We start from the raw sequence: 20,509 nt of genomic DNA, 5'->3' as shown, positions 1-20,509 counted from the left end.
CCGAGGCGGGTTGAATCTACATTCCATAAATTAGCAGGAGATATCATGAGAGGATTTTTCACAGGGAGCATTGTTTTGACATTCATGTGCCTGATTGTTCGGCAGCCGGGTGTGGCACAAAACGAAACAGTGACAACGACGTCTACGCCGGCCGCGGCAGGACTCGACTTGCAGGCCGTTACGGAAATTGTCAAGGAGAGCAAAAACGCGGCGGAGATCGAACAAAAGCTGAATGCGCCGGGGGGAGTCAATAACCTCGATGTCAACGGGGACGGCACGGTCGATTACATCCGGGTGACCGAATACGGAAAAGGGAACATGCGCGGATTTTCCCTGACGGTGATGGACAGTACCGGAGCCGAGCATGAAATTGCAACGGTAGAAATAGAGCGGGGATATCAGTCGGCAAACGTTATTGTTTCCGGCGCGCCGGAGTATTACGGTCCGGGAGCTTATTATACCGGCGTCTGGGCTCCCGCGGATGTTGTCCTCTGGGTCTATTTGTGGCACCCTCACCGGTGGTACTACAGTCCATACCATTACGGATACTATCCGGCGTATTATCGTCCTTACCGCCCTGTTCCCTATACCGCCTATAGAAGCGGAGTCACGGTGGTGGTACGCGCATCGGTCATTCATCGAGCGCCGTATCCCAGGAATTACCGGTCCCGTTCGCCGTTTGCCCGGAGAGCCCTTCGCTCAGGGCATAGGGAGAGGATTCGGTCGAACAATGCGCGGCGGGAGAGGTCTGAGCGCCCGCGGAAGCGCGAACGAGAATAGCGGCAATCCGCCAAGCGACTAAAAAAGCCCTTCATCGGAACCTCCCGATGAAGGGCTTTGTCATTTGATCGGCTCGCTGAGACCGGCGCCGCTTTTAGGTGTGACGTTTGCTCCAGTACTCCCGCTCGGCATCCTTCTCCGCGGTAGTCAACCCTGCAGGGGCGGGAATCTTCAGATGTTCACCGACGCGAATAATATCGGGGTCTTTGATCTGATCCCTGTTCGCCTGCCAGATCTTCGGCCAGAGGAACGGGTTGTCGTAGATCTTTTTCTTTTTGGAAATATTCCAGAGACAGTCGCGGTATTTTGACCATGAACGGACAACGTAGTGTTCTTCCGATTCGGCGGCCGATTTTGCGCTTGCGATCGTGGCCCGCAAGTTGTCGATCTTGTTCTGAATATTTTGCAGCCGCAGATAATAACGCTCGGCGGCGGCTATCCGTTCTTTCATAAGCCGGTCTTTGATGCTTTGCAAAGTATCCACTTCGAACCTTCGGACATAAAGGTCCTGGTTCGAAAGGGGAAGGAGTGCTGCGACACGGTGTTCGAGGTCCTGAAGGTTTTGTTCGAACTCTTTCCGTTCGGCGTCGCTTGCTCCGGTCAACGCGAGCGTTTCGTTCCTGACCGATTGAATTTGTTTATCAAGGCTGGCGAGTGTGGAACGAAGATCGTCCACCTCTTTTGTCAATTTCGCGAGCTGATTCTTCAAATTGTCGCGCTGGGAGGTGTATTCGGTTAATTGTCTCTGCCATTCTTCTTTCGAGAGTTTCTCGTCCGCCTGCGTAACGGCTGCGGCGCAAAGAAGGAGGGCACAGAGAGAGAAAATTCTATAATTCATGGTACTCTCCTTGTCGAATGTGGTTTGATTCATTGATGGCTGTTAAGCCGTTCCCGCGTCAACTTCTGGTTGTTTTCAGCGGTTGCAAGTTCATCCTTCTTTTGCTTGATCTGCGTTTCGAGCGTTTCCTTTTCGGCTTCTTTCGCCGCGACCTCCTTTTTCAACGATTCTACTTCCGTTTTCAGCTGGTCGAGCTGTGCCAGGTCGTCGGAGCTCGGTCCGCTGCTGCAGCCGGGCAGCATTGCTGCCGCGCCCGCCAGAAAAACAACGAACGAAATGTTTCGGAGTATTTTCATAATCAGTTCCTCAGGATTAATATGAATAATCATTGCGGCCGAACATTACTTCCGTCAGCCGTCATGAATGGTAAGTGAAAATTATTCTAAGACTATGAAAGGGGAGGTGCTCGAAGGAGGCTTTGGGGGAGGATATGTCCGGGCGTCGGCGGGACATCTGCCGGGATTTCAATGGTCTGTTTTGGAACGGCGGCGCTCACCCACGGTTCGGCCGCGGTCAGCAGATGGTCGGTAGAAAATTGTTCCGACGAGGTGATATGTTTGTGCGATGTCCAATAAGGACGTTCATCAAGGTTGATGCTTCGTTCGTTGTGCAGCGACCGGGAATCGTCTAGCTTAAGAAAGAACGATTGTCCCAGAAGGTTCATCGGACTGAGATTGCCAGTCCCCAGGTAGGCAAAGAGAATAGCCGCGACCGCAAACCGATCGAATGTGGAATTTTTCATGATGAGAGTAGGGTTGGCCAAATCAATCCGGCCACTATGTTAGACGTGGCCGGTCAGCGTTTCGTTTAATAGAGGTATTCAGTTTTTACCATTTTCAGTAAATTCGTTTCAAGGCGGCTTCGGCAAAGGCGCCTGAATTCAGCAATTTGCTTGATTCCATCCAGTCAACTCGGTAATTTTCCGTTCACCTAACCTGGCACATCTGACTATGAATGCCGACAAATTCCACAAGATTCTCCATAGGCATGCTACTATTCCGAACATTTCGGCGATCTGTTTTTTGTTATTGATTCTGATTTCATCGGGGCGTTACGGGTTCTACGGCGATGAGCTTTATTATTTTGCGTGCAGCAAACATCTCGATTTCGGGTACGTCGACCACCCTCCGCTCGTCGCGGTTCTCACCTTCATAGCGGCAAAACTATTCGGCGAATCAGTGTTCAGTCTTAGACTGATGTCGGGACTTGCCGGAGCTTTGACCGTTGTGTTCTCGGCAAAGATCGCTGAGGTCCTTGGAGGGGGGCAACTATCAAAATCTCTTGCCGCGCTCTCGATCTGTTTTGCAACGGCCTTCCCGGCGATCAGCAGTTTCTTTTCAATGAATCCCGTCGACATCATGTTCGTGACGCTTTTCATCCACCTCTTCCTGAAAACTCTTGCCAGACCTTCTCCGTTGCGGTGGTGTGCTCTCGGCGCATTGTTAGGCGCAGGGCTCTTAAATAAATACACTTTTCTGGTTCTTGCATTTTCGATTCTGGCATCCCTCATTATTACCAGACGATGGGATGTTTTGAGATCGCCATGGCTGTACACCACCGGTGCAATAGGATCGGTGATGTTTATCCCTCATGTCGTTTGGCAAATGACCCACGGATGGCCGACGCTGGAGTTTATGTACAACGCAGCGGAGTTCAAAAATCTCTCTCTCACTCCGTTGGCATTTTTATCTCAATTGACGATCAGCCTTAACCCCTTCACGCTTCCGTTGTGGCTGTCGGGATTGATCTATCTTATTGTCAGAAAAGAGGCCGAGGAGTTCCGCTTTCTCGGTTGGACAGCGGTGATCTTCATGTCCGTCTATTTAATACAGAACTCGAAAATTTATTATGTCTTCCCGATTTTTCCTCTCCTCTTGAGCGCCGGCGCCGTTGCCGTTGAACGCTTCTCGGTGAACTATCACGTCTCGTGGCCGAAATGGGTGATCGGGTCGTCAATAATTATTTCTGGAACGATCCTCATGCCATTGGCGGTCCCGATGCTGCCGGTTCCGCAATTTGTCTCTTACTCAAAGAGCCTTGGCTTTTGGAATCTGATCAGGATGGAAAAAGGGGAAGAGGATGCCTTGCCGATCCATTTTGTCTACCGGATAGGCTGGGAGGAATTGGTGGACTCAGTGGCAAGAACATACGGGACACTGTCAGAAGATGAAAAGAAACAATGCGCGATCCTCGCTTCTTGGTACGGGCCGGCGGGGGCGATAGACCATTTCGGTCCGCCCCTCGGATTGCCGGATGCTATTTGTCCGAGGAATAATTATTGGCTGTGGGGACCGCGGCATTATTCCGGAACTATCGTGCTTGCCGTCGGATACGATGCGGAGTATTTACGGCAATTTTTTGGAAGTGTTCTGTTTGTTGCTGATATCAAAAACCCTTACGGTTATGACTATGCACTCTGCATATGCCGTCAGCCGAAAATCCCATTCGATCAAATGTGGCTGCGGTTAAAACGGTTCATCTGATCAGCCTTTGTCACCACGGCTTCCGCTCATTCATTCCTTTCTGAATGGCGCGCTTCACCGCCAGAATGTCGACGCTTCCCACTTCGCGGTAAATGACTTTTCCTTCCGGATCGAGAAGCACGGTATAGGGAACCGCCCCTTCCCACTGCGGGTCGAATGCATTCATCAACGAATCCCTTTCTGAGGAAGCAAAAATGAGATTCCGGTTTGAGGCATGTTCCTTCGTTAGGAATTCGAGCACCCGTCCCTCCTCGTCCGGCTGATTGATCGACACCGTCACGAACTCGAAGTCTCGATGGCGGTACATCCGGTTGACCGTTACAAACTCGTCGAACTCGGCCACGCACGGGGCACACCACGTCGCCCAGAAATTTATCAGCCGGAATTTTCCCGATGAATTTTTCCTCAAGTCGCGCAGGGCCGATGTATCTGCTTTTGACAACGAAACAGGTTCCTCGTCAAGTTTTTCCAAATATGCCTTCACCAACTCTTCCTTCCCCGCCCATTTGATCGAGCAGCCGACAGCTTTCGTTTGAGTCACCGCCGGTTCTTTCCCGGCGAGCAAAGCATCGAGTGCGTCACGCAAATAATTTTTTGTTACGTGCTGAATGCGCTCCGAGTTGTCGATGGCGCCAACGTAACGGAGCTTTCTGTCTGCATCAAAAACGAACACATGGGGAGTGGCAACCGGGCCATAGGCCCGTGAGACGCTCTCGGTTTCGCCGTCATAGAGATAGGGGAAATTGAATTCTTTTTCTTTCGCCCTCAGCTTCATTTCCGCGAATGTATCGCTCAGATCGGTCCAGCCGAGCTCATCGAGGCGGACGGATTTCGGGTCGTTCGGCATGATCGCCACCAGCGCAACCCCTTTGCCTTTATAGTCGGTTACGATCTGCTTAATGCGCTCCTGGTAGTATTGCGCCGTCGGACAATGGTTGCACGTAAATGCGACGACGAGGATCTTAGCGTCGGCAGAGTCTTTGAGCGTCCAATTTCGCCCGTCAACACCGGGAAGATTGAACGCCGGAGCGGGAGAGCCAAGCGGCAATGTCGGGAAATCGTCCGGGAAAACGGGCTGACAAATAACTGAAAGGAGGATTAATAAAAACACCATCGGGATATTCTTCATCGTTTGTTCTCCTGTTTGATATTTCTCAAGAGGGAGCAGGGGATTGTCAAAACGGTTATTGCAAAACATTCGCGAATATGCTAAGGCTTTTCGCCGTGAATGTCAAATGTCAAACTGAGACACCACCTGCTGTTACATGAAGGGACGTTTGATCATGTAGGACCGGATTCCATCCGGTCCTCCCAGAGGTTTGCAACGAACAAATTACTTATATTGAAATCCGACGTAAAACATCACAAGGAAACCGACGATGCGGGAAGCAATTTTATTAAGATCTCTGACAAGAATATTTCCGGCCTTTTTCTTTCTATTTCTCTGTTTCTTGCCGTCAGAATTGATTTCGCAATCCGATTCGCTGCTGCAAAGAGCGATCCGTGACAGAGAGGAGCGGTTGGAATGGTGGCGGAAAGCGCGGTTCGGAATGTTCATTCACTGGGGACCGGTGAGCCTTAAAGGAACCGAGATCAGCTGGTCCCGCGGCGGGTTGCGGCGCGGAATCGAGCAGACCGGCACCGGCGAAATACCGGCCGATGTCTATGACAATCTTTACAAGCAGTTTGATCCCGCTGCGTTCGATGCAAAGCAATGGGTCGAGATCGCCCGGTCGGCAGGAATGAAGTACGTGGTGCTGACGGCGAAACACTGCGACGGATTTTGTCTGTGGCATACCAGCGTGGATGATTACAACATTGGCAGCACGCCGTTCAAACGCGATGTCTGCAAGGAACTCGCCGATGCTGCTCATGCCGCCGGAGTAAAAATCGGCTGGTATTATTCGCCCATGGACTGGCGCGACCCCGATTGCAGAACGGCACGAAACGATGCGTATGTTCGACGAATGCAAACTCATCTTTCGGAATTGCTCGGCAATTACGGGACTATCGATCTTCTCTGGTTCGACGCGGAAGGGGGGCCGTCACCGTGGGACCAGGAACATACGTATCGTCTTGTCCGGTCGCTTCAGCCGAAGATCATCATCAATAATCGGCTCGACATCGGAACGGACGGAATTTACGATGCAAGGACGCAGATCGGTCCCAATGCCGACTATGCAACTCCGGAGCAGCAGGTAGGGAATTATAACCCTGCGATTCCTTGGGAGACGTGCATGACCATCGGCACGCAATGGTCGTGGAAACCGAACGACTCGCTGAAGTCATCAGCCGAGTGCATCAGGATCCTTGTGCAGTGCGTGACGGGGGACGGCAATTTGCTGCTCGATGTCGGTCCGATGCCGAACGGTGAGATCGAGCCGCGGCAAGTCGTCGTCTTAAGGCGAATTGGAGCCTGGCTGGAGAAGTATGGCGAGAGCATTTATGAAACGCGCGGGGGACCTTTCACAAGCGGGTTCTGGGGGGGCTCAACGCAAAAAGGGAATAGTATCTATGTGCATATCCTGAACTGGAACGGGGATGAAATGAAACTGCGGCATATCAACGGCAAGGTACTTTCAGCAAAAGCATTGACCGGGGGAGGGTTAAAATTCGAACAGAGTACCGACGGCCTTGCGTTTCATATGCCAGTGAATCAGCAGGATAAAGTCGATACGATCATTAAACTTGACTTGGACAAGCCAGCGGCGGATATCAACTAACAACCTGTCCTCGTCCATACAATGCAAAACAGGATGATGTGATCGATTTTCCCGAGGGTATTTGCTGCGCAGGTTGACATGATTGTGCTGTTAGTCCAGACGCCTTTAGCTGCAATCAAAGGTTTATTCTACTTTTCCACAAACTTCTTCAATAAGTCGCCGATAAGGGCTGTCCATCCTTCGATGAAATTCTTTCTTGCGAGGGGGGGATTCTTGTCGGGAAGGAACGTTTCAATTCCTTCATGGGTCAGCGTCAACGTTGTCTTTCTTCCGACGGCGGTCAACGCGAACGTCACCAGCGAATTCCCCGGGTATCCCCCGAACCTCCACTCATAGCTGATATTCTTTCCGGGCTTGACCTCAGTTACCTTCCAGATGTGCAGATAATCCTTGCCGCCATTATTGACGTTGAATTGGGTTTGAAATCCTACCTCGGGTTTGAACGCTTCAAGCGCGGGGAAATACCACTGCTTCATTTGTTTCACATCGGTGATGGCCTCCCAAACCTTGCTGACAGGGGCATCAAACGTCCGTTCGATGACGATCGGTTTGCTCTTCATATTTCTTCAGTTTGAAAAGTTTATGAAAGAGACTTAGCGTTCAAATTTTTCGTTATATACTCCGCAAGTTTGTCCATATTCTGCTTTAATCCTTCGACAGCGCCGTATTTTTCAACAACGGCTTTTCGCAGTTCGGCGGTCTGGAAGAGCATTTGCATCGTAAGCTTTGTTTTCCCCTTCACCTCTTCAAAGGTGACCGTCACCTGAAAGTGCGACAATTCTCCGGGTTCCCCGTGATCGTACAAGAGCCGCTCGGGTTCTTTCACCTCTCGGTAGAAAACCTTGTTCGGATAGTCGACGCCGTCCGGTCCGTGCATGATGAAGCGCCACTCGCCCCCCGGTCTTACGTCCATCGAATGGATCGTATTAGTAAAGCCTTTCGGTCCCCACCACAAAGCGATATGCTTCGGATCGGTCCATACTTTCCAGACGAGTTCACGCGGCGCATCGAACAAGCGGGTGATCGAAATCTCCCGATCGGCGGTACTTGCCCCCTTCTTCGTTTCCCTCATAGTGTTCCTCAGTTTATTAATAAGTTGTTACGATGCATTGTATGCTTGCCTCAACCATCGGAACACTTCCGCGTCAATCTGTTTTGCATTGCTGATGCGGACGCGATGGGTGACCATGGCGTTCCAGCCGCGGGCAGATCCGAACCTGCCCGGGGGAGATGGTCCCTTCAACTTGATGCCGATATCAATCCGGTTGCTGGTGATCTGAAGGACGGCAAATTTTTTCCCGTTTCTCACAAGGCTAAGGTAGGTATCGGTAGGAGAGATCCGAATGTCGTTCCCGAACGTTCCGACTTTTTTCATGAATGAATCAAATACCGGGCGTCACTCCGATCTGCTGCCGCTGAAATGCCCGGCAATCTTTTCGTCGACGCTCAACGGTGGTGTTGTTTCCTGGCGCAGGACAAGGACGATCGCCATTGCATGCCCGTGTCCGAGCTCGAAATCTTCCTTGAGCCATTTGACAATTTCTCCCGCCTTCACGCCCGGTTTGAGAAATCCTTTCTTCTCCGCGAGTGAAATGAACTCTTTTGGAGTTTTCCCTGTCTTTGCCTTAATGTTGTCTATGTATGCTTGAAAGGACACGTCAATCCTCCACACAATGTTATTTTTTTGCAGCCGTAAGAAGTTCGGCAAGTTTGTCCAGACTCGAGCTCCATCCTTCTTTCATTCCTGCGAGCGGCGCTTCTGCTTCGGGCGTCGCATGAAGCACGGTCACGTGAACGGTCATCTTCGTTCCCCCGCCATGCTCTTCGAAAGTAACCACGTTGAGATTTTCGAGGATCGGTTTGTTCTCATCATCGTAGAAAGCGGTGGTCGTAAAAACAAGCCGTTCGTACGGAACCACTTCGCGGAAAGCGCCCCCCATCGGATGAACATTGCCCCCCGGACCGCGCATATCAACGCGGATCTTCCCGCCGGCGCGCGCATTCCACTCACATCTCGGATTGGTAAATTCCTTTGGACCCCACCATTGTGCGACCTGATGCGGATCGGTCCAAGCTCTGAAGACGATTTCCCGCGGAACATTGAATGTCCGCGTCAGCGTCAGTTCCCGCGGGGATTTCACCGTCGCTCCCTGTGCACTTTGTTTCATAGTTGTTCTCCTGTGGTGACCGTTGCATGATGTTTTTTGAGCAAGGCGTCAAGGCTCCACGGCCCGCCTCCTGCCGCTGACACGTAGAGCCAGATGAAACAATACAGCACTGCCGGCTGCCCGCCGTTAAGAAAAGGCCAGAATCCCTGAGGAAAATGGGCCTGGAAATAGGCGACAGCCATTTCTCCTGAAAGAAGAAATGCCGCGGGTCTAGTGAAGAGGCCAAGCAAAAGAAAGAGACCTCCGAACGCTTCGAGGACACCGGCCAGCCCGATCTCCGAAAACAATTGAACGGTGCCCCCATTGGGGAACAGCGCTTTCGGGAACGCGAAGAGTTTCATCGTGCCGATGAACAAGAACATGACGGCGGCGGCGATACGGAGGAGGCTCAGGAGACGCGGCGCCTGACCCTCCCATAATGATCCGATCTTCATTGAACTGAGGCTTCTATTCTTTTTGAAAAACATCAGTGGACAATTTTCTCGTTATCGGGCTGGTAACAAAGAAGGACATTTCCCGACGTAAACACCCTTGTCTTCAACAATTTTAATTCATATCTCCGTTCCAGGTTTTTGAACAAAGGAATGCCGGCGCCGAGAACGACAGGGCTGATCATGATCCTGTGCTCATCGATCAATCCCGCTTTCAGAAGGAGAGATGCGATCTCTCCGCTCCCTAACAAAGCGATATTTTTGCCAGGTTCTTTTTTTAGTCGCGCCACTTCTGCTGCTACGTTTCCGTTGAAAAGCGTCGTTTTGTTCCATTCCACTTTGCTTAGCGTTCTAGAAAAAACGACCTTCGCAGTGTTGTTCATTTTATCCTTCACTCCCGGATCGTTCTGGGCAGTCGGCCAGTACGAGGCCATAAGCTGATACGTCACTCGCCCGAACAGAAGAAGGTCCGTTTCGCTGAGCTGCAGCTCAGAAAATTCGTGGAATTCGTCGTCGACCATGTGCCAGTCTAATTCATGGTGAGGCCCCTCGAAGAAACCGTCGGCGGAAACCATCTCAAACGTAAAAAGCTTTCTCATTGTGCCTCCCTCAGAATTGACCTTTAGCGTGAAGTTGTTTTGCGAGAAGTTCTTCCAGACGGTCGTATGTTTCGTTGATGCCCTGCTCCATTCCCGATTGGGCCATTCCGTCGCGGTCCGCAACAGACTGGAACACCGAAACGGTAGTCAGCTTTGTCCGGTCGCCGGGCAGGGATTCAAGCCGGAACGTTTCAAGAGAAACATGTCCCTTTTCGGGAAGTCCCTCGAACTCGAACGTATCGATAATTCTTTCAGGAGGAGTGATGTCATGGTATACTCCATGGAAAGCAAATTCTTTGCCGCCGGCGTCGTGCTGCACGAACCGCCACCTTCCTCCAACCCTGGCTTCCATCATGTCGACCTTGGTGGCGAGGTATTTTGGTCCCCACCATTGGTGAATATGATTCGGATCCATGAACATCCTGAAGACGAGGTCGCGCGGCGCATTAAATATGCGCGTGATGACGATCTCTTGTTTTCCCGGTTCCATGGTAACGGTCGCGCGGTTGTTCTTTCCCATATGATGCGTTTTCATTTGGTTGTTAGTGTATACTTTGTGCAAGCTTGTCGAGCGACTCATTCCAGCCGAGAGAGGCTAACGTGATGTGATGAGCATCGGGGAACCCTTCGTGTCGAAGCGTCATCGTGGTCCTTCCTTTAACCGCTTCAAATGTCAGAGTCACCAAGAGTTCTTCAGCCCAATTCTCGTCGGGAAAATCATAGAATGAAGGGGGAACGATCTTCCCATCCTCGTCCGCGAAATTATCGGTGTAGACGATTCGCCGCAAGGGAACAATTTCGCGGTACACGCCGGTGCTCCAATAGTCCTTTCCTTCAGGGGAGCGCATGCAAAATAGGTATTTACCTCCGACGCGGAAATCTACCGAGCAGGAGGGAGAAGTAAAAGTCTTCGGTCCCCACCAGCGCACAAGGTGCTTGGGATCAGTCCAAGCTTTCCACACGAGCTCGGGGGGTGCATCGAAAACGCGAGTGATGAGGATCGGCTTCTGCCCGGGCCGGGCATCTGCCATTTCTCTCCTATGTTTTTTTTCGGGCATGTTTTTTCTCCTTCACTCCTGGATTATTCTTCTCATTTACCTGCAATGTTTTGAGATATTCGTCGAGGCGGTCGAGGCGCTCTTCCCATGCGCGGCGGTATTCATCGATCCAATCGGCGGCCGCATCGAGCGGTTCAGTATTTACCGAAAGATAATGTTCCCGTCCTTGGCGGCGGCGGTTGACAAGCTGCGCCCGTTCCAGAATGAGAATGTGTTTTGAAACGGCATTCAGCGACATGTCGAACGGCCGCGCAATCTCGGTAACGCGCGCCTCTCGCTGCGAGAGGTACTGCAGGATCGCGCGCCGGGTGGGGTCGGCGAGCGCCATCATCGTTTGGTCCAGATTCGTCTGCATTATTATTCAACCAAATGGTTGAATATAATACACAGTCACCCGGATGTCAAGTGGAAAAGATCGACAAATGAAAATCCGCCTGCTGTGCTTGGCTAAAGCGGCAAAAATATTTTTCCCAGCATAAGGAAATGGATCCATTTAATGATCGATCGTGCGAATAATTGACCTGAAGAAACAATGAAGGAGGCTTGGGTAGTGTTACAGTTTGAAAATTTCCGCCATCTCGCTCCCAAGCTCAGTTTGGGAAAACATTCACTCCGTTCCCGATCGGAGATTGGGGACGAGAGAACCTTTGCCAAAAGCTTCAAGTGCGGGGCAGTAATATCCACTTGGGCCTGATTTTACTTGACTTTTCTGTCTTTCGGTATTATCATTAACTAACCGGTCAGTCAAACATAATCGACGGTAAAAATATGTCCCCAAGGTCAAAGGAAATTGCCCGTAAAATGAGGGGGAAAACGCGGGAAGCGATCTTGTCAGCCTCTCTGGAGCTCTTCGCCAAGCATGGCTATTCGGCGACCACCACCGAAGCGATCGCGAAAAAGGCTCGCATTTCGAAAGGGCTCATCTTCACTCACTTTCCCACAAAGCAGGATATCCTCTTCACGATCTTTGATGAGGAGATCGAGAAGATCATGCCCGAGTTCTTTAAGGCGGACGATCCGCGGCCTGCCAGGGAAAGGTTCATCGTATTGCTGAACTCATGGCTCAACGTCATTAAGACCAAACCGCTTTTGGTAAGGCTTTCACTTCAACTCAGCCTCGATGAAGAATACCGGAAGCTGATGAAGAAAAGAGGGAAACAGTATTTCGAGCTTACGTTCGTCAAGCTGAGCAGCCTCGTCAAACAGCTGGGCTCCGACAATCCCGACCTCGATAGTTTTCTTCTGATGTTCGTCTTCGACGGAGTCGTTGCAAATTATACGGTCGCTCCCGAGATGTTTCCGATCGATGCTCTCAAAGATCATTTGATCGAAACATTCCTCTCCCGTTGGGAAAAATCGAAGGATTAAGCTGCGCATTGACAATGCACCGCAGCGTGTTGACTTTTTTTCCGAAAGAATGAATAGTGTTTTCACCCGTTAAAATCGTCGGTTACATCGTGTTTCTTTTCTGGACTTTTCAACCGGCCCGGGCTCAAACAGGGGACCTGCACGGGCAGGCGTCGGGATGGATCAGCGCCAATCATGACAGCGCATACGCTTCACAGGGGGGAATCCGATACATTCCCGACCTCCTTGTCGAAAAGAGGCTCAACGATCAATTCGAGGCGAATCTGGAGTTGTCGTTGAACACGTTCTCAACTTTTCGTTATGTAAAAGGCGGCACACCTTCGTATGACGAAGAACTGAAGCCGTACCGCGGCTGGGTCAGAATTTCGACGGATAAATTTGAGTTCAGAGTCGGCCTGCAGAAAATTAATTTTGGCTCGGCGGCCATTTTCCGGCCCCTCATGTGGTTTGACCGCGTCGACCCGCGCGATCCCCTTCAACTCACAGAAGGGGTCTATGCCGCCCTGGCCCGGTATACCTTCCTCAATAACGCGAATATCTGGCTCTGGGATCTCTACGGGAATGATGCGACAAAGGGATGGGAACTAGTTCCCACGGAAAAACGTACATCAGAGTACGGCGGCAGAGTGCAGCTGCCGCTGTGGACAGGCGAGGTTGCTGCGACGTACGACCATCGCCGCGCTGATCTGAGCCGGCTCATACCGTTGCCCGGAGATACAACCAGCCTTATTGCTCCCGAAGACCGGCTGGGGTTGGACGGGAAATGGGATCTCGGGGTCGGCCTCTGGCTGGAGTCGGCGTTAATTCGCCAGGAGAATGATCTCCTTCAAAATAAATACCAGCGGTTATGGACGGTTGGAGCAGATTACACCTTTGCGGTTGGAAACGGGTTGTATGCCGAGACAGAATATTTTCGGTCGGACACGCCGAGCGAGCCTTTCGCTTCGTCCGAAGGAATCGGCTTTTCGGCATTGTCCCTCAGTTATCCCATCGGCATCGTCGACCAGGCATCGGCGATGATCTATCACGACTGGAAGAATGATCAGTGGTACAGATTGATGACATGGCAGCGGACGTACGATAATTGGAGTTTTTACCTGATCGGTTTCTGGAACCCGGATGTCATCCGTATTTACACTAATCAGACGGGAGAGAATCCGTTCGCAGGAACCGGACTTCAGATCATGGCAGTATTCAATCATTAACCGTGGGTCAGGCATTTTTGTCTGATCGTTGCATCAATGGAACAGCGCCGGAAAAAGTATGGAGAACTCAGCACTGATCACAATAACAAATCTTAATAAGATCTATTCCCTCGGCTCCACATCGTTGAAAGCTCTCGACGAGGTAAATCTCTCCGTGATGAAAGGAGAATTTCTCGGACTCATCGGACCGAGCGGCTCGGGGAAGACGACTCTCCTTAACATCATCGGCTCGCTCGACGCACCGACAATCGGCAGCGCCGAAGTGCTCGGACAAAAAATCGAATCTCTTTCTCACAGGGAAGCCGCAACCTTGCGCAATAATCACATCGGTTTCATCTTTCAGACCTTCAACCTGCTCCCCGTCTATACGGTGTATGAGAACGTCGAATTTCCGCTCCTGCTGCAGGGAATGGAAGCATCCCGCCGCAAGCAGCTGGTGGACGAAGCGCTGGAATGGGTCGGGCTTGCGGACCGCGCCGATTCCCGGCCGTCGCAGCTTTCCGGGGGACAAAGCCAGCGTGTCGCGATCGCACGGGCAATTGTCAAGAAGCCGGAGATCGTGCTGGCGGACGAACCGACGGCCAACCTCGACGCGACAAATTCGCACCACATCATGAAGACAATGGTGAAATTGAATGAAGAACTTGCCGCGACGTTCATTTTCGCCACACACGACGAAAAGGTCATCGGCTATTTGAAGCGAAAGATCACGCTTGTGGACGGAAAAATTTCCAAGGACGAGCGTGTAATCGATACTATCAAGCGATAGGCTGCTTATGCTGATCCTTAAACTTGCACTCAGGAATATTCTTCACGCGGGCCTTCGAACCTGGCTCAACGTGGTAGCGCTGTCTTTTGCCTTCGTGGCGATCGTTTTCCTGCAGGGATTCTATGACGGCCTGAACGATCAGGTCGAACGTTCAACCGTCGACGCCCTGTACGGCGGAGGGCAATACTGGCAAAATGGGTATAATCCCTACGACCCTCTGTCGCTGGAAGATGCTCATGCGGTGATCAACCCCCAGCTGCAAACCTTGATCGATCGGCAAAAAGCAACGCCGATTCTGATCCGAACTGCAACGATCTATCCGCAGGGCCGATTTCGTTCGATTATTCTTAAAGGAATCGACCCCGACCAAACGATCCTGTCGCTGCCGACCTCACTCCTGAAATCCGGTCCGGACGGCATTCCCGGGATCATCGGAAACAGGATGGCGAAAAGCGCAGGCCTGAAAAAGGGAGACCTGGTCACCGTGCAATGGAGAGATGTTCATGGAACATTTGACGCACGCGATGTCCGGATCGTGGAAGTCTTCAGTTCCACCGTCCAGGATATCGACAATGAACAGATCTGGATCCCGTTGCGTCAACTGCAGCAGTTCACACGAATGGAACATCAGGCCACGATCGTCGTGCTGAAACAAAATGCAACGCCGGCCGGCAACGTCGAAGGATGGGATTTTAAGAATCTGAATGTTCTTCTCCAGGATCTTCATTCGATGGTGCGGATGAAAAGAGTTCAGGGGAGCATCATGTATCTTCTTCTCTTGTTCCTCGCGATGCTGGCGATCTTCGACACTCAGGTTCTTTCGATCTGGCGCCGCAGAAAAGAAATGGGAACGTTGATGGCGCTCGGAATGACCCGTACGCGGATCATCGAGCTGTTCACGCTTGAGGGGGCATTCCACAGCCTCCTTGCCGCTGCGGTCGCGGCATTGTACGGCATTCCTTTGCTGGCGGTCATCGCCAACAAAGGATTTGCCCTTCCGTCCGGTACGGATAATTTTGGCTTTGCCATCGGCGAAAAGCTCTTTCCCACTTATTCGCCCGAGCTGATCATCGGAACGACCGTCGTCGTTTGTGTCGTTACGACGATTGTCAGCTATTTGCCGACGCGGAAGATCGCAGATCTCAAACCGACCGACGCTCTGCGGGGGAAGCTCTCATGATCTCATTCCTCTTCAAAGGGCTTCTGCGCGACCGATCGCGCTCGTTGTTCCCCTTCATCACCGTTCTGGCCGGAGTTCTCCTCACGGTTATTCTCCACGCATGGTTGAACGGCACGGTCTCGTCAATGATCCAGTCGACGGCACACTTCAGCACCGGGCATGTCCTTGTCATGACGCGGGCGTATGCGAAAGAGGCGGACCAGGTCCCCAATGATCTGGCGCTTCTGGGAATCGACTCGCTCATGACGGAGTTGAAACGCGACTACCCTGATATTCTCTGGACTCCGCGGATCAAATTCGGCGGTCTACTGGACATCCCCGATGAAAAAGGAGAGACGCGGGCTCAGGCGCCGGTCAGCGGGCTCGCCGTCGATCTTCTTTCGGCCGGGAGTCCGGAGGAAACAATTCTCAACGTTAAACAGGCGATCGTGTCGGGCAGGATGCCGAATCAACCCGGCGAGATCCTTGTTGGGGAAGAGCTCGCCGACAAACTTCGCGTTCAAGCAGGCGGAACGGCGACGTTGATCAGCTCCACGATGTACGGCAGCATGAGCATGACGAATTTCGCCGTGGTAGGCACGGTGCGTTTCGGCATTGTTGCCATGGATAAAGGGACGATGATCGCTGACGTTGCGGACATCCAGCGGGCGCTGGATATTCAAAACGGAGCGGGGGAGATCCTGGGCTTTTTTACCGATGATATCTATCATCAGGAGCGGGCGGCTGCAGTAACGTCGGAGTTCAATTCCAGGCATACACCTTCTCCGGCGGCCGGCCCGAACACCGGCGATCAATTTTCCCCCGTCATGCAAACACTCCGCACCGCAAGCGGTCTCTCAGATTATCTGGATTATGTCGACCTTTTCTCCAACGTCATCATTGGAATTTTCATTTTTGCGATGTCGATCGTTCTTTGGAATGCAGGACTGACCGGCAGTCTCCGCCGGTACGGCGAGATCGGCGTCCGTCTGGCGGTGGGGGAAGACAAGACGCATATTTATTTTTCACTCCTCGCGGAATCGCTGATGATCGGTTTCATCGGATCACTTGCCGGTACGGCCATCGGGTTATCGATCGCGTATTACGGACAGGTGAAGGGGCTGGATATCGGGTCGGTGCTGAAAGACAGTTCGATGATGCTTCCGAACGTCGTGCGGGCACAGATCACACCGTTCACTTTCGTCGTTGGCTTCCTGCCTGGATTGATGGCGACTTTTCTGGGGACAGCGATCTCCGGCATCGGCATCTATAAACGGCAAACATCGGAATTGTTCAAGGAGCTTGAAGCATGAATCGTTCGTTATTGCTGTGTTTGACTTCGCTTATTTCATTTCTTCCACAGCAGCCTTCCGGCGATGAGCTATTGAAGAAGGTTGATGAAAATATGTTTGCGGAGAACAAGATCGTTGTTTCGCGGATGGTCATTCGTGGACGCAGAGAGACGCGAACAGTCCAATCAAAATCGTGGCAGAGAGGTACGAACGAATCGTACACCGAGTTTCTGGCGCCGGCGAGGGAAAAAGGGACTAAAATGCTGAAGCTGAAGGACATGTTGTGGGATTATTCGCCTTCCACCGACCGCACGATCATGATCTCGGGAAGCTTGCTGCGGCAGTCGGTGATGGGCTCCGATCTGTCGTACGAAGATATGATGGAAGACCCGCATCTCCCCAATTTATACTCCGCGAAAGTGATTTCCGAGGATACCCTCAGCGGGCGCGATTGCTGGGTTGTCGATCTGACCGCCAAAAAGGAAGATATTGCTTATCATCACCGCCGCGTATGGGTGGATAAAGACCGCTATGTCCTGCTGCGTGAAAATCTTTACGCCGAGAGCGGAAAATTACTAAAGACGGTCGACGTGCGCGAGGTCATGAGGGTGCAAAACCGATGGGTCTCGAAATCGGTTCTATACAAGGATGTTTTGAAGGATGGGGAGGGGACGGAGTTCCTGATCGACTCCATCGATCTCGATGCTTCAATTCCGGACTATCTCTTTTCCAAAGCGGCGCTGAAGAGATAATATGCCGCGACTGTAGTGCATCATCCATCGTCCCTGTCATTCTGAACTGAGTCCCGCTATTGCAGGAAGGAGCGAATGCCGAAGGAATGCTACGAAGGAGTATTCACGTCGCCTTCTTCCAACCTATTTTATCCTCACAAGAGCTTCTTCCACATTCCATCCGCTGATCGAGACCTCCGAATTCACCACGTTGACCGATGACGGGGAATCAATAAAGATCTTCTTTTCCTCGCCGGGCAGTACGGAAACATAATTGTCGCTGTAGAACACCGGCAGCAATCGTTTCTTCGTCTTCATATCAATCAATGAGACTCTATTGAAGAAGGCCACGGGCGATCCGGCGGGGTTTTCGAGAGATACTTCAATTCTTCCTTCACCCGCCTTCTTGGCTTCAGTCTCTAGTTTTGCTTTCGCTATATTCCGCAGGCCGGAATAATTTCCGGTAGAATCCGGCAGCCAGTAAAAATTGTCACTCAGCGTCTTATGTGACGCGTTGATTAATCGAAGCGACAGGAAACACCCCTGCGCTGAGAAAAGCTTATCCACAGTTTCCTTTATCGAACTGATCTTCTGAGTGGTTGTCGGGCTTATTTGGATGATCCATTGGAACACCAGCGTGTCCTTTCCCCCCATGTCAAACGCCCGGGCCTGCAGCATCACGTCCCGGTACGGCACGAAGGTGTGGTTAGCGACGACCAGCATTCCGTCCGTCGGATCATACATCGCATGCACCGGCTCGTTGGCATGGTGCAGTCCGTACAGGCAGGCGTTCGGGTCGAGGTAATAATCGTACATCTGTCCGCGCAAAGCGGTCCATGGATTTTGCGTCTTCCAGATGATGACTCCGGTGTACCAATCCCACATATGATCGATGTGCCCCTCCATCAACCCGCGGTATTCGTCGTAGTTCACCAGCTGCGCTTTTGCGGCGAAGTCTCTGACCGTCGCCGGCTTTCCGTAGGCATCAATGAACTTTCCATAGCCGCTGAATTTGTGGTACCGCCAGACGGAATCAATTTTATTGGCAGCCAAATCGGGGACGGCCATGTTTTCTTTTGGGATGAATCGCTGGAGTGATTCATCATCTCCCACGCCGACCGAGCCGATCTCGGAATTGAAAGGAAAGAAATGATTGTCCCAGAAAAAATTCACCGGCTCGATCCGGTAAGGGCCGTCTCCGTTTCCGCCGAGGGAGTTGTACGACATGCTGTCGACATTCGAGTATTCGAAAAGATACCGCGCGCTGTCGAGCGCAGGCAGCAGTGAATCCTTCATGGCAAATAGGATGTCTTCGGGAGGGGGAATTTCGTTGCCGCCGCAATAGAATGCGAGCGAGGGATGATTTCGGTTCATCTTCAATTGGTCCGCAAGAGACGTAAGGAACAATCGATGATCGTCGGGATAGTTTCGCCGTGTCCACTGATCATCTTTTTTCGACGCGTCGAACCACTTGCCGTTGCAATCCCCGGAGATCCATAGGTCCTGAAAGACGAGCAATCCATACTTGTCGCACGCCTCGTAAAATTCCGGGCGCTCGGTGATCGCTCCCCCCCAAATGCGGATCAGGTTCAAGTTCATGTCCCGGTGGAAGCGGATTTCCGCGTCGTACCGTTCACGCGAGAACCGAAGCATGGCATCCGAGATGATCCAGTCGCCTCCTTTGATAAAAATTTTCTGCCCATTTACCAGAACCTCCCGACTGTTCGTGTGGCTGTTCCATTGTGTCTGAATTTCCCGAACGCCGGTCACGACGGTTTCTGCATCGAGCACATTGTTATCGCTGTTGATGAATTGGAACTCAAAGGAGTAGAGCGGTTGGCCGCCGTAGCCGTTCGGCCACCATAATCTTGGTTGCTGCAAAAGGAGATCGGGTAAATGTATCTCTGTCGTAGAATCCGGCGGGAGAACGGCTTCCTTTTCGACGGTGTTTCCTTCGAGCACATACCTGAGTGTTCCCCGCACCTCTTTCCCGGTCGGATTTTCGATCTCCGCACTCGCTCTGATGATCGCCGGAGATTGCGGCTCCCCGGGAAATCGCTTCCCCGGAACGATCGTTATGACGTAGGGATTTTTCAGTCGGATGGTGTTCGTTCTCTTGATCGTGACTTTGTCCCAAATTCCGGTGTTCCTGTCCCGAATCGGCTGGATCCAATCCCATCCTGCCACATATTGGTTCGTGATGCTGTGCGCGATCGTTCCGTCGCCCCCCTGTCCGCCGTTGGGATCGCCGGCCGGATCGGGAGGATACACCAGAACGGCGAGGCGGTTCTTTCCGTCCGAAGAAAGAAAAGAGGTAATATTGTAGGATTGACGCAAGAACATCCCGCGGTGAGTCGTCTTGTTCAACTTGCGGCCGTTAAGATATAGTTCGCAGGAATAGTTGACTCCGCGGAAGTCCAGCCAAACCTGTTCGCCGTTATGCGGCGCGTTGGTTTGGAAATCATTCACAAACCAATAGGTGTAGTAATCGGACCCGGTTTGATAAATGTCCGGAATTTTTGCGTTGTTCATTCCGTAAAAAGGGTCGGGGACAAGTTTATTATTGAGCATCATCGTTAATACCGTGCCTGGTACCGTTGCAGGCATCCAGCGCGACAACGGATATGAGCGGGTGGACAATCTTTCTCCCGAAGCCCCTTCCTGTTTGATATTTTTGCAGACCCAGCCGGAATTCAATTCTACTTGTGTGCGGCCGTTGCCATTCGGAGGAAGGCACAGCGATGGTTGTGCCGCAACCAGCGTGGTCAATAAGATAACGACAATCACCTTTTGCATTGTAAGACAGCTCCTTTCAGGCAACATGAATTGCTTCCGGATCGACCATGGCAAGATACTAATCAAGCCATTCAAATTCTACGACGATGAGGGATGAAGGAGGGGCAAC

Annotated in this window: 23 protein-coding genes and 1 pseudogene; 9 read left to right on the top strand and 15 right to left on the bottom strand. The window is 51.8% G+C overall.

What is annotated here, in order from left to right; translation table 11 throughout:
- The first annotated feature begins 45 nt into the window (after positions 1 to 45).
- Positions 46 to 780: a hypothetical protein gene (locus VMF88_15755; GenBank protein ID HTY12518.1), complete on the top strand. Its 735-nt coding sequence runs from the start codon at positions 46 to 48 to the stop codon at positions 778 to 780.
- A gap of 94 nt (positions 781 to 874) precedes the next feature.
- Here the strand turns inward: VMF88_15755 and VMF88_15750 are convergent, their stop codons facing one another.
- The 3 genes from VMF88_15750 to VMF88_15740 form a co-directional block, all read right to left on the bottom strand.
- On the bottom strand, positions 875 to 1,618 hold the full coding sequence (locus VMF88_15750) for a hypothetical protein (GenBank protein HTY12517.1): 744 nt from the start codon (positions 1,616 to 1,618) through the stop codon (positions 875 to 877).
- 29 nt (positions 1,619 to 1,647) lie between these two features.
- Positions 1,648 to 1,914, bottom strand: a complete 267-nt coding sequence (locus VMF88_15745) for a hypothetical protein (protein ID HTY12516.1) — start codon at positions 1,912 to 1,914, stop codon at positions 1,648 to 1,650.
- Between the two features lie 92 nt (positions 1,915 to 2,006).
- Complete coding sequence (locus VMF88_15740) at positions 2,007 to 2,360, bottom strand: hypothetical protein (GenBank protein ID HTY12515.1); 354 nt, start codon at positions 2,358 to 2,360, stop codon at positions 2,007 to 2,009.
- Between the two features lie 208 nt (positions 2,361 to 2,568).
- Between VMF88_15740 and VMF88_15735 the strand changes: the two genes are divergently transcribed.
- A complete protein-coding gene (locus tag VMF88_15735) occupies positions 2,569 to 4,101 on the top strand; it encodes a glycosyltransferase family 39 protein (GenBank protein ID HTY12514.1) in 1,533 nt (510 codons plus the stop codon).
- 10 nt (positions 4,102 to 4,111) lie between these two features.
- Here the strand turns inward: VMF88_15735 and VMF88_15730 are convergent, their stop codons facing one another.
- Positions 4,112 to 5,230, bottom strand: coding sequence for a redoxin family protein (locus tag VMF88_15730; protein HTY12513.1), 1,119 nt, complete (start codon positions 5,228 to 5,230; stop codon positions 4,112 to 4,114).
- 322 nt (positions 5,231 to 5,552) lie between these two features.
- Here VMF88_15730 and VMF88_15725 point away from each other — a divergent pair, with 322 nt between their 5' ends.
- Complete coding sequence (locus tag VMF88_15725) at positions 5,553 to 6,824, top strand: alpha-L-fucosidase (GenBank protein ID HTY12512.1); 1,272 nt, start codon at positions 5,553 to 5,555, stop codon at positions 6,822 to 6,824.
- A gap of 128 nt (positions 6,825 to 6,952) precedes the next feature.
- On the opposite strand, the gene VMF88_15720 is transcribed toward VMF88_15725, so the two are convergent.
- The 10 genes and pseudogenes from VMF88_15720 to VMF88_15675 form a co-directional block, all read right to left on the bottom strand.
- Positions 6,953 to 7,384 carry an SRPBCC domain-containing protein gene (locus VMF88_15720; GenBank protein HTY12511.1) on the bottom strand — a complete coding sequence of 144 codons (432 nt, stop codon included), beginning with the start codon at positions 7,382 to 7,384 and terminating at the stop codon, positions 6,953 to 6,955.
- A 20-nt stretch (positions 7,385 to 7,404) separates the two neighbouring features.
- Positions 7,405 to 7,896: an SRPBCC family protein gene (locus VMF88_15715; protein HTY12510.1), complete on the bottom strand. Its 492-nt coding sequence runs from the start codon at positions 7,894 to 7,896 to the stop codon at positions 7,405 to 7,407.
- Positions 7,897 to 7,923: 27 nt separating this feature from the next.
- Positions 7,924 to 8,208 (bottom strand): annotated as a pseudogene (locus VMF88_15710) (DUF5655 domain-containing protein).
- A 12-nt stretch (positions 8,209 to 8,220) separates the two neighbouring features.
- Positions 8,221 to 8,481 (bottom strand): DUF4287 domain-containing protein, encoded by a 261-nt coding sequence (locus VMF88_15705; protein ID HTY12509.1) that lies wholly within the window; start codon positions 8,479 to 8,481, stop codon positions 8,221 to 8,223.
- Positions 8,482 to 8,500: 19 nt separating this feature from the next.
- Positions 8,501 to 8,992: an SRPBCC domain-containing protein gene (locus VMF88_15700; protein ID HTY12508.1), complete on the bottom strand. Its 492-nt coding sequence runs from the start codon at positions 8,990 to 8,992 to the stop codon at positions 8,501 to 8,503.
- Entirely contained in the window at positions 8,989 to 9,426 is a 438-nt protein-coding gene (locus VMF88_15695; GenBank protein ID HTY12507.1) for a DoxX family protein, read from the bottom strand. The genes VMF88_15700 and VMF88_15695 overlap by 4 nt, the downstream gene beginning before the upstream one ends.
- Positions 9,427 to 9,458: 32 nt before the next feature.
- The gene (locus VMF88_15690; GenBank protein ID HTY12506.1) at positions 9,459 to 10,022 is read right to left on the bottom strand and encodes a dihydrofolate reductase family protein; all 564 of its coding nucleotides are present in this window, start codon (positions 10,020 to 10,022) and stop codon (positions 9,459 to 9,461) included.
- A 10-nt stretch (positions 10,023 to 10,032) separates the two neighbouring features.
- Positions 10,033 to 10,557, bottom strand: coding sequence for an SRPBCC family protein (locus tag VMF88_15685; GenBank protein ID HTY12505.1), 525 nt, complete (start codon positions 10,555 to 10,557; stop codon positions 10,033 to 10,035).
- Between the two features lie 7 nt (positions 10,558 to 10,564).
- Complete coding sequence (locus tag VMF88_15680) at positions 10,565 to 11,080, bottom strand: SRPBCC domain-containing protein (protein HTY12504.1); 516 nt, start codon at positions 11,078 to 11,080, stop codon at positions 10,565 to 10,567.
- The gene (locus VMF88_15675) at positions 11,061 to 11,435 is read right to left on the bottom strand and encodes a metalloregulator ArsR/SmtB family transcription factor (GenBank protein ID HTY12503.1); all 375 of its coding nucleotides are present in this window, start codon (positions 11,433 to 11,435) and stop codon (positions 11,061 to 11,063) included. The genes VMF88_15680 and VMF88_15675 overlap by 20 nt, the downstream gene beginning before the upstream one ends.
- Before the next feature lie 473 nt (positions 11,436 to 11,908).
- Between VMF88_15675 and VMF88_15670 the strand changes: the two genes are divergently transcribed.
- Genes VMF88_15670 through VMF88_15645 form a run of 6 tightly spaced genes read left to right on the top strand, consistent with a single transcriptional unit; the run spans position 11,909 to position 17,625 of the window.
- Positions 11,909 to 12,448, top strand: coding sequence for a TetR/AcrR family transcriptional regulator (locus VMF88_15670; GenBank protein ID HTY12502.1), 540 nt, complete (start codon positions 11,909 to 11,911; stop codon positions 12,446 to 12,448).
- Positions 12,449 to 12,504: 56 nt separating this feature from the next.
- The gene (locus VMF88_15665; GenBank protein HTY12501.1) at positions 12,505 to 13,653 is read left to right on the top strand and encodes a hypothetical protein; all 1,149 of its coding nucleotides are present in this window, start codon (positions 12,505 to 12,507) and stop codon (positions 13,651 to 13,653) included.
- A 58-nt stretch (positions 13,654 to 13,711) separates the two neighbouring features.
- Positions 13,712 to 14,422, top strand: a complete 711-nt coding sequence (locus tag VMF88_15660) for an ABC transporter ATP-binding protein (GenBank protein HTY12500.1) — start codon at positions 13,712 to 13,714, stop codon at positions 14,420 to 14,422.
- Between the two features lie 7 nt (positions 14,423 to 14,429).
- The gene (locus VMF88_15655; protein HTY12499.1) at positions 14,430 to 15,602 is read left to right on the top strand and encodes an FtsX-like permease family protein; all 1,173 of its coding nucleotides are present in this window, start codon (positions 14,430 to 14,432) and stop codon (positions 15,600 to 15,602) included.
- Positions 15,599 to 16,894 carry an FtsX-like permease family protein gene (locus tag VMF88_15650; protein HTY12498.1) on the top strand — a complete coding sequence of 432 codons (1,296 nt, stop codon included), beginning with the start codon at positions 15,599 to 15,601 and terminating at the stop codon, positions 16,892 to 16,894. The genes VMF88_15655 and VMF88_15650 overlap by 4 nt, the downstream gene beginning before the upstream one ends.
- A complete protein-coding gene (locus VMF88_15645; protein HTY12497.1) occupies positions 16,891 to 17,625 on the top strand; it encodes an outer membrane lipoprotein-sorting protein in 735 nt (244 codons plus the stop codon). The genes VMF88_15650 and VMF88_15645 overlap by 4 nt, the downstream gene beginning before the upstream one ends.
- Positions 17,626 to 17,748: 123 nt before the next feature.
- Here the strand turns inward: VMF88_15645 and VMF88_15640 are convergent, their stop codons facing one another.
- The gene (locus tag VMF88_15640; protein HTY12496.1) at positions 17,749 to 20,400 is read right to left on the bottom strand and encodes a glycoside hydrolase family 2 TIM barrel-domain containing protein; all 2,652 of its coding nucleotides are present in this window, start codon (positions 20,398 to 20,400) and stop codon (positions 17,749 to 17,751) included.
- Positions 20,401 to 20,509 lie beyond the last annotated feature (109 nt).

The organism is Bacteroidota bacterium (assembly GCA_035506275.1).
In the GTDB taxonomy this organism is placed as follows: Bacteria; Bacteroidota; Ignavibacteria; order UBA10030; family UBA8401; genus JAGVPT01.
This window is presented reverse-complemented; position numbering and strand designations above follow the sequence as displayed.

What these genes read in the sequence shown, in the direction of transcription:
- VMF88_15740 (HTY12515.1), bottom strand. Translation starts at nt 2,360, where the DNA reads ATGAAAAATTCCACATTCGATCGGTTTGCGGTCGCGGCTATTCTCTTT.
- VMF88_15690 (HTY12506.1), bottom strand. Translation starts at nt 10,022, where the DNA reads ATGAGAAAGCTTTTTACGTTTGAGATGGTTTCCGCCGACGGTTTCTTC.
- VMF88_15675 (HTY12503.1), bottom strand. Translation starts at nt 11,435, where the DNA reads ATGCAGACGAATCTGGACCAAACGATGATGGCGCTCGCCGACCCCACC.
- VMF88_15720 (HTY12511.1), bottom strand. Translation starts at nt 7,384, where the DNA reads ATGAAGAGCAAACCGATCGTCATCGAACGGACGTTTGATGCCCCTGTC.
- VMF88_15685 (HTY12505.1), bottom strand. Translation starts at nt 10,557, where the DNA reads ATGAAAACGCATCATATGGGAAAGAACAACCGCGCGACCGTTACCATG.
- VMF88_15650 (HTY12498.1), top strand. Translation starts at nt 15,599, where the DNA reads ATGATCTCATTCCTCTTCAAAGGGCTTCTGCGCGACCGATCGCGCTCG.
- VMF88_15755 (HTY12518.1), top strand. Translation starts at nt 46, where the DNA reads ATGAGAGGATTTTTCACAGGGAGCATTGTTTTGACATTCATGTGCCTG.
- VMF88_15640 (HTY12496.1), bottom strand. Translation starts at nt 20,400, where the DNA reads ATGCAAAAGGTGATTGTCGTTATCTTATTGACCACGCTGGTTGCGGCA.
- VMF88_15730 (HTY12513.1), bottom strand. Translation starts at nt 5,230, where the DNA reads ATGAAGAATATCCCGATGGTGTTTTTATTAATCCTCCTTTCAGTTATT.
- VMF88_15695 (HTY12507.1), bottom strand. Translation starts at nt 9,426, where the DNA reads ATGAAGATCGGATCATTATGGGAGGGTCAGGCGCCGCGTCTCCTGAGC.
- VMF88_15680 (HTY12504.1), bottom strand. Translation starts at nt 11,080, where the DNA reads ATGCCCGAAAAAAAACATAGGAGAGAAATGGCAGATGCCCGGCCCGGG.
- VMF88_15660 (HTY12500.1), top strand. Translation starts at nt 13,712, where the DNA reads ATGGAGAACTCAGCACTGATCACAATAACAAATCTTAATAAGATCTAT.
- VMF88_15655 (HTY12499.1), top strand. Translation starts at nt 14,430, where the DNA reads ATGCTGATCCTTAAACTTGCACTCAGGAATATTCTTCACGCGGGCCTT.
- VMF88_15750 (HTY12517.1), bottom strand. Translation starts at nt 1,618, where the DNA reads ATGAATTATAGAATTTTCTCTCTCTGTGCCCTCCTTCTTTGCGCCGCA.
- VMF88_15645 (HTY12497.1), top strand. Translation starts at nt 16,891, where the DNA reads ATGAATCGTTCGTTATTGCTGTGTTTGACTTCGCTTATTTCATTTCTT.
- VMF88_15735 (HTY12514.1), top strand. Translation starts at nt 2,569, where the DNA reads ATGAATGCCGACAAATTCCACAAGATTCTCCATAGGCATGCTACTATT.
- VMF88_15715 (HTY12510.1), bottom strand. Translation starts at nt 7,896, where the DNA reads ATGAGGGAAACGAAGAAGGGGGCAAGTACCGCCGATCGGGAGATTTCG.
- VMF88_15745 (HTY12516.1), bottom strand. Translation starts at nt 1,914, where the DNA reads ATGAAAATACTCCGAAACATTTCGTTCGTTGTTTTTCTGGCGGGCGCG.
- VMF88_15700 (HTY12508.1), bottom strand. Translation starts at nt 8,992, where the DNA reads ATGAAACAAAGTGCACAGGGAGCGACGGTGAAATCCCCGCGGGAACTG.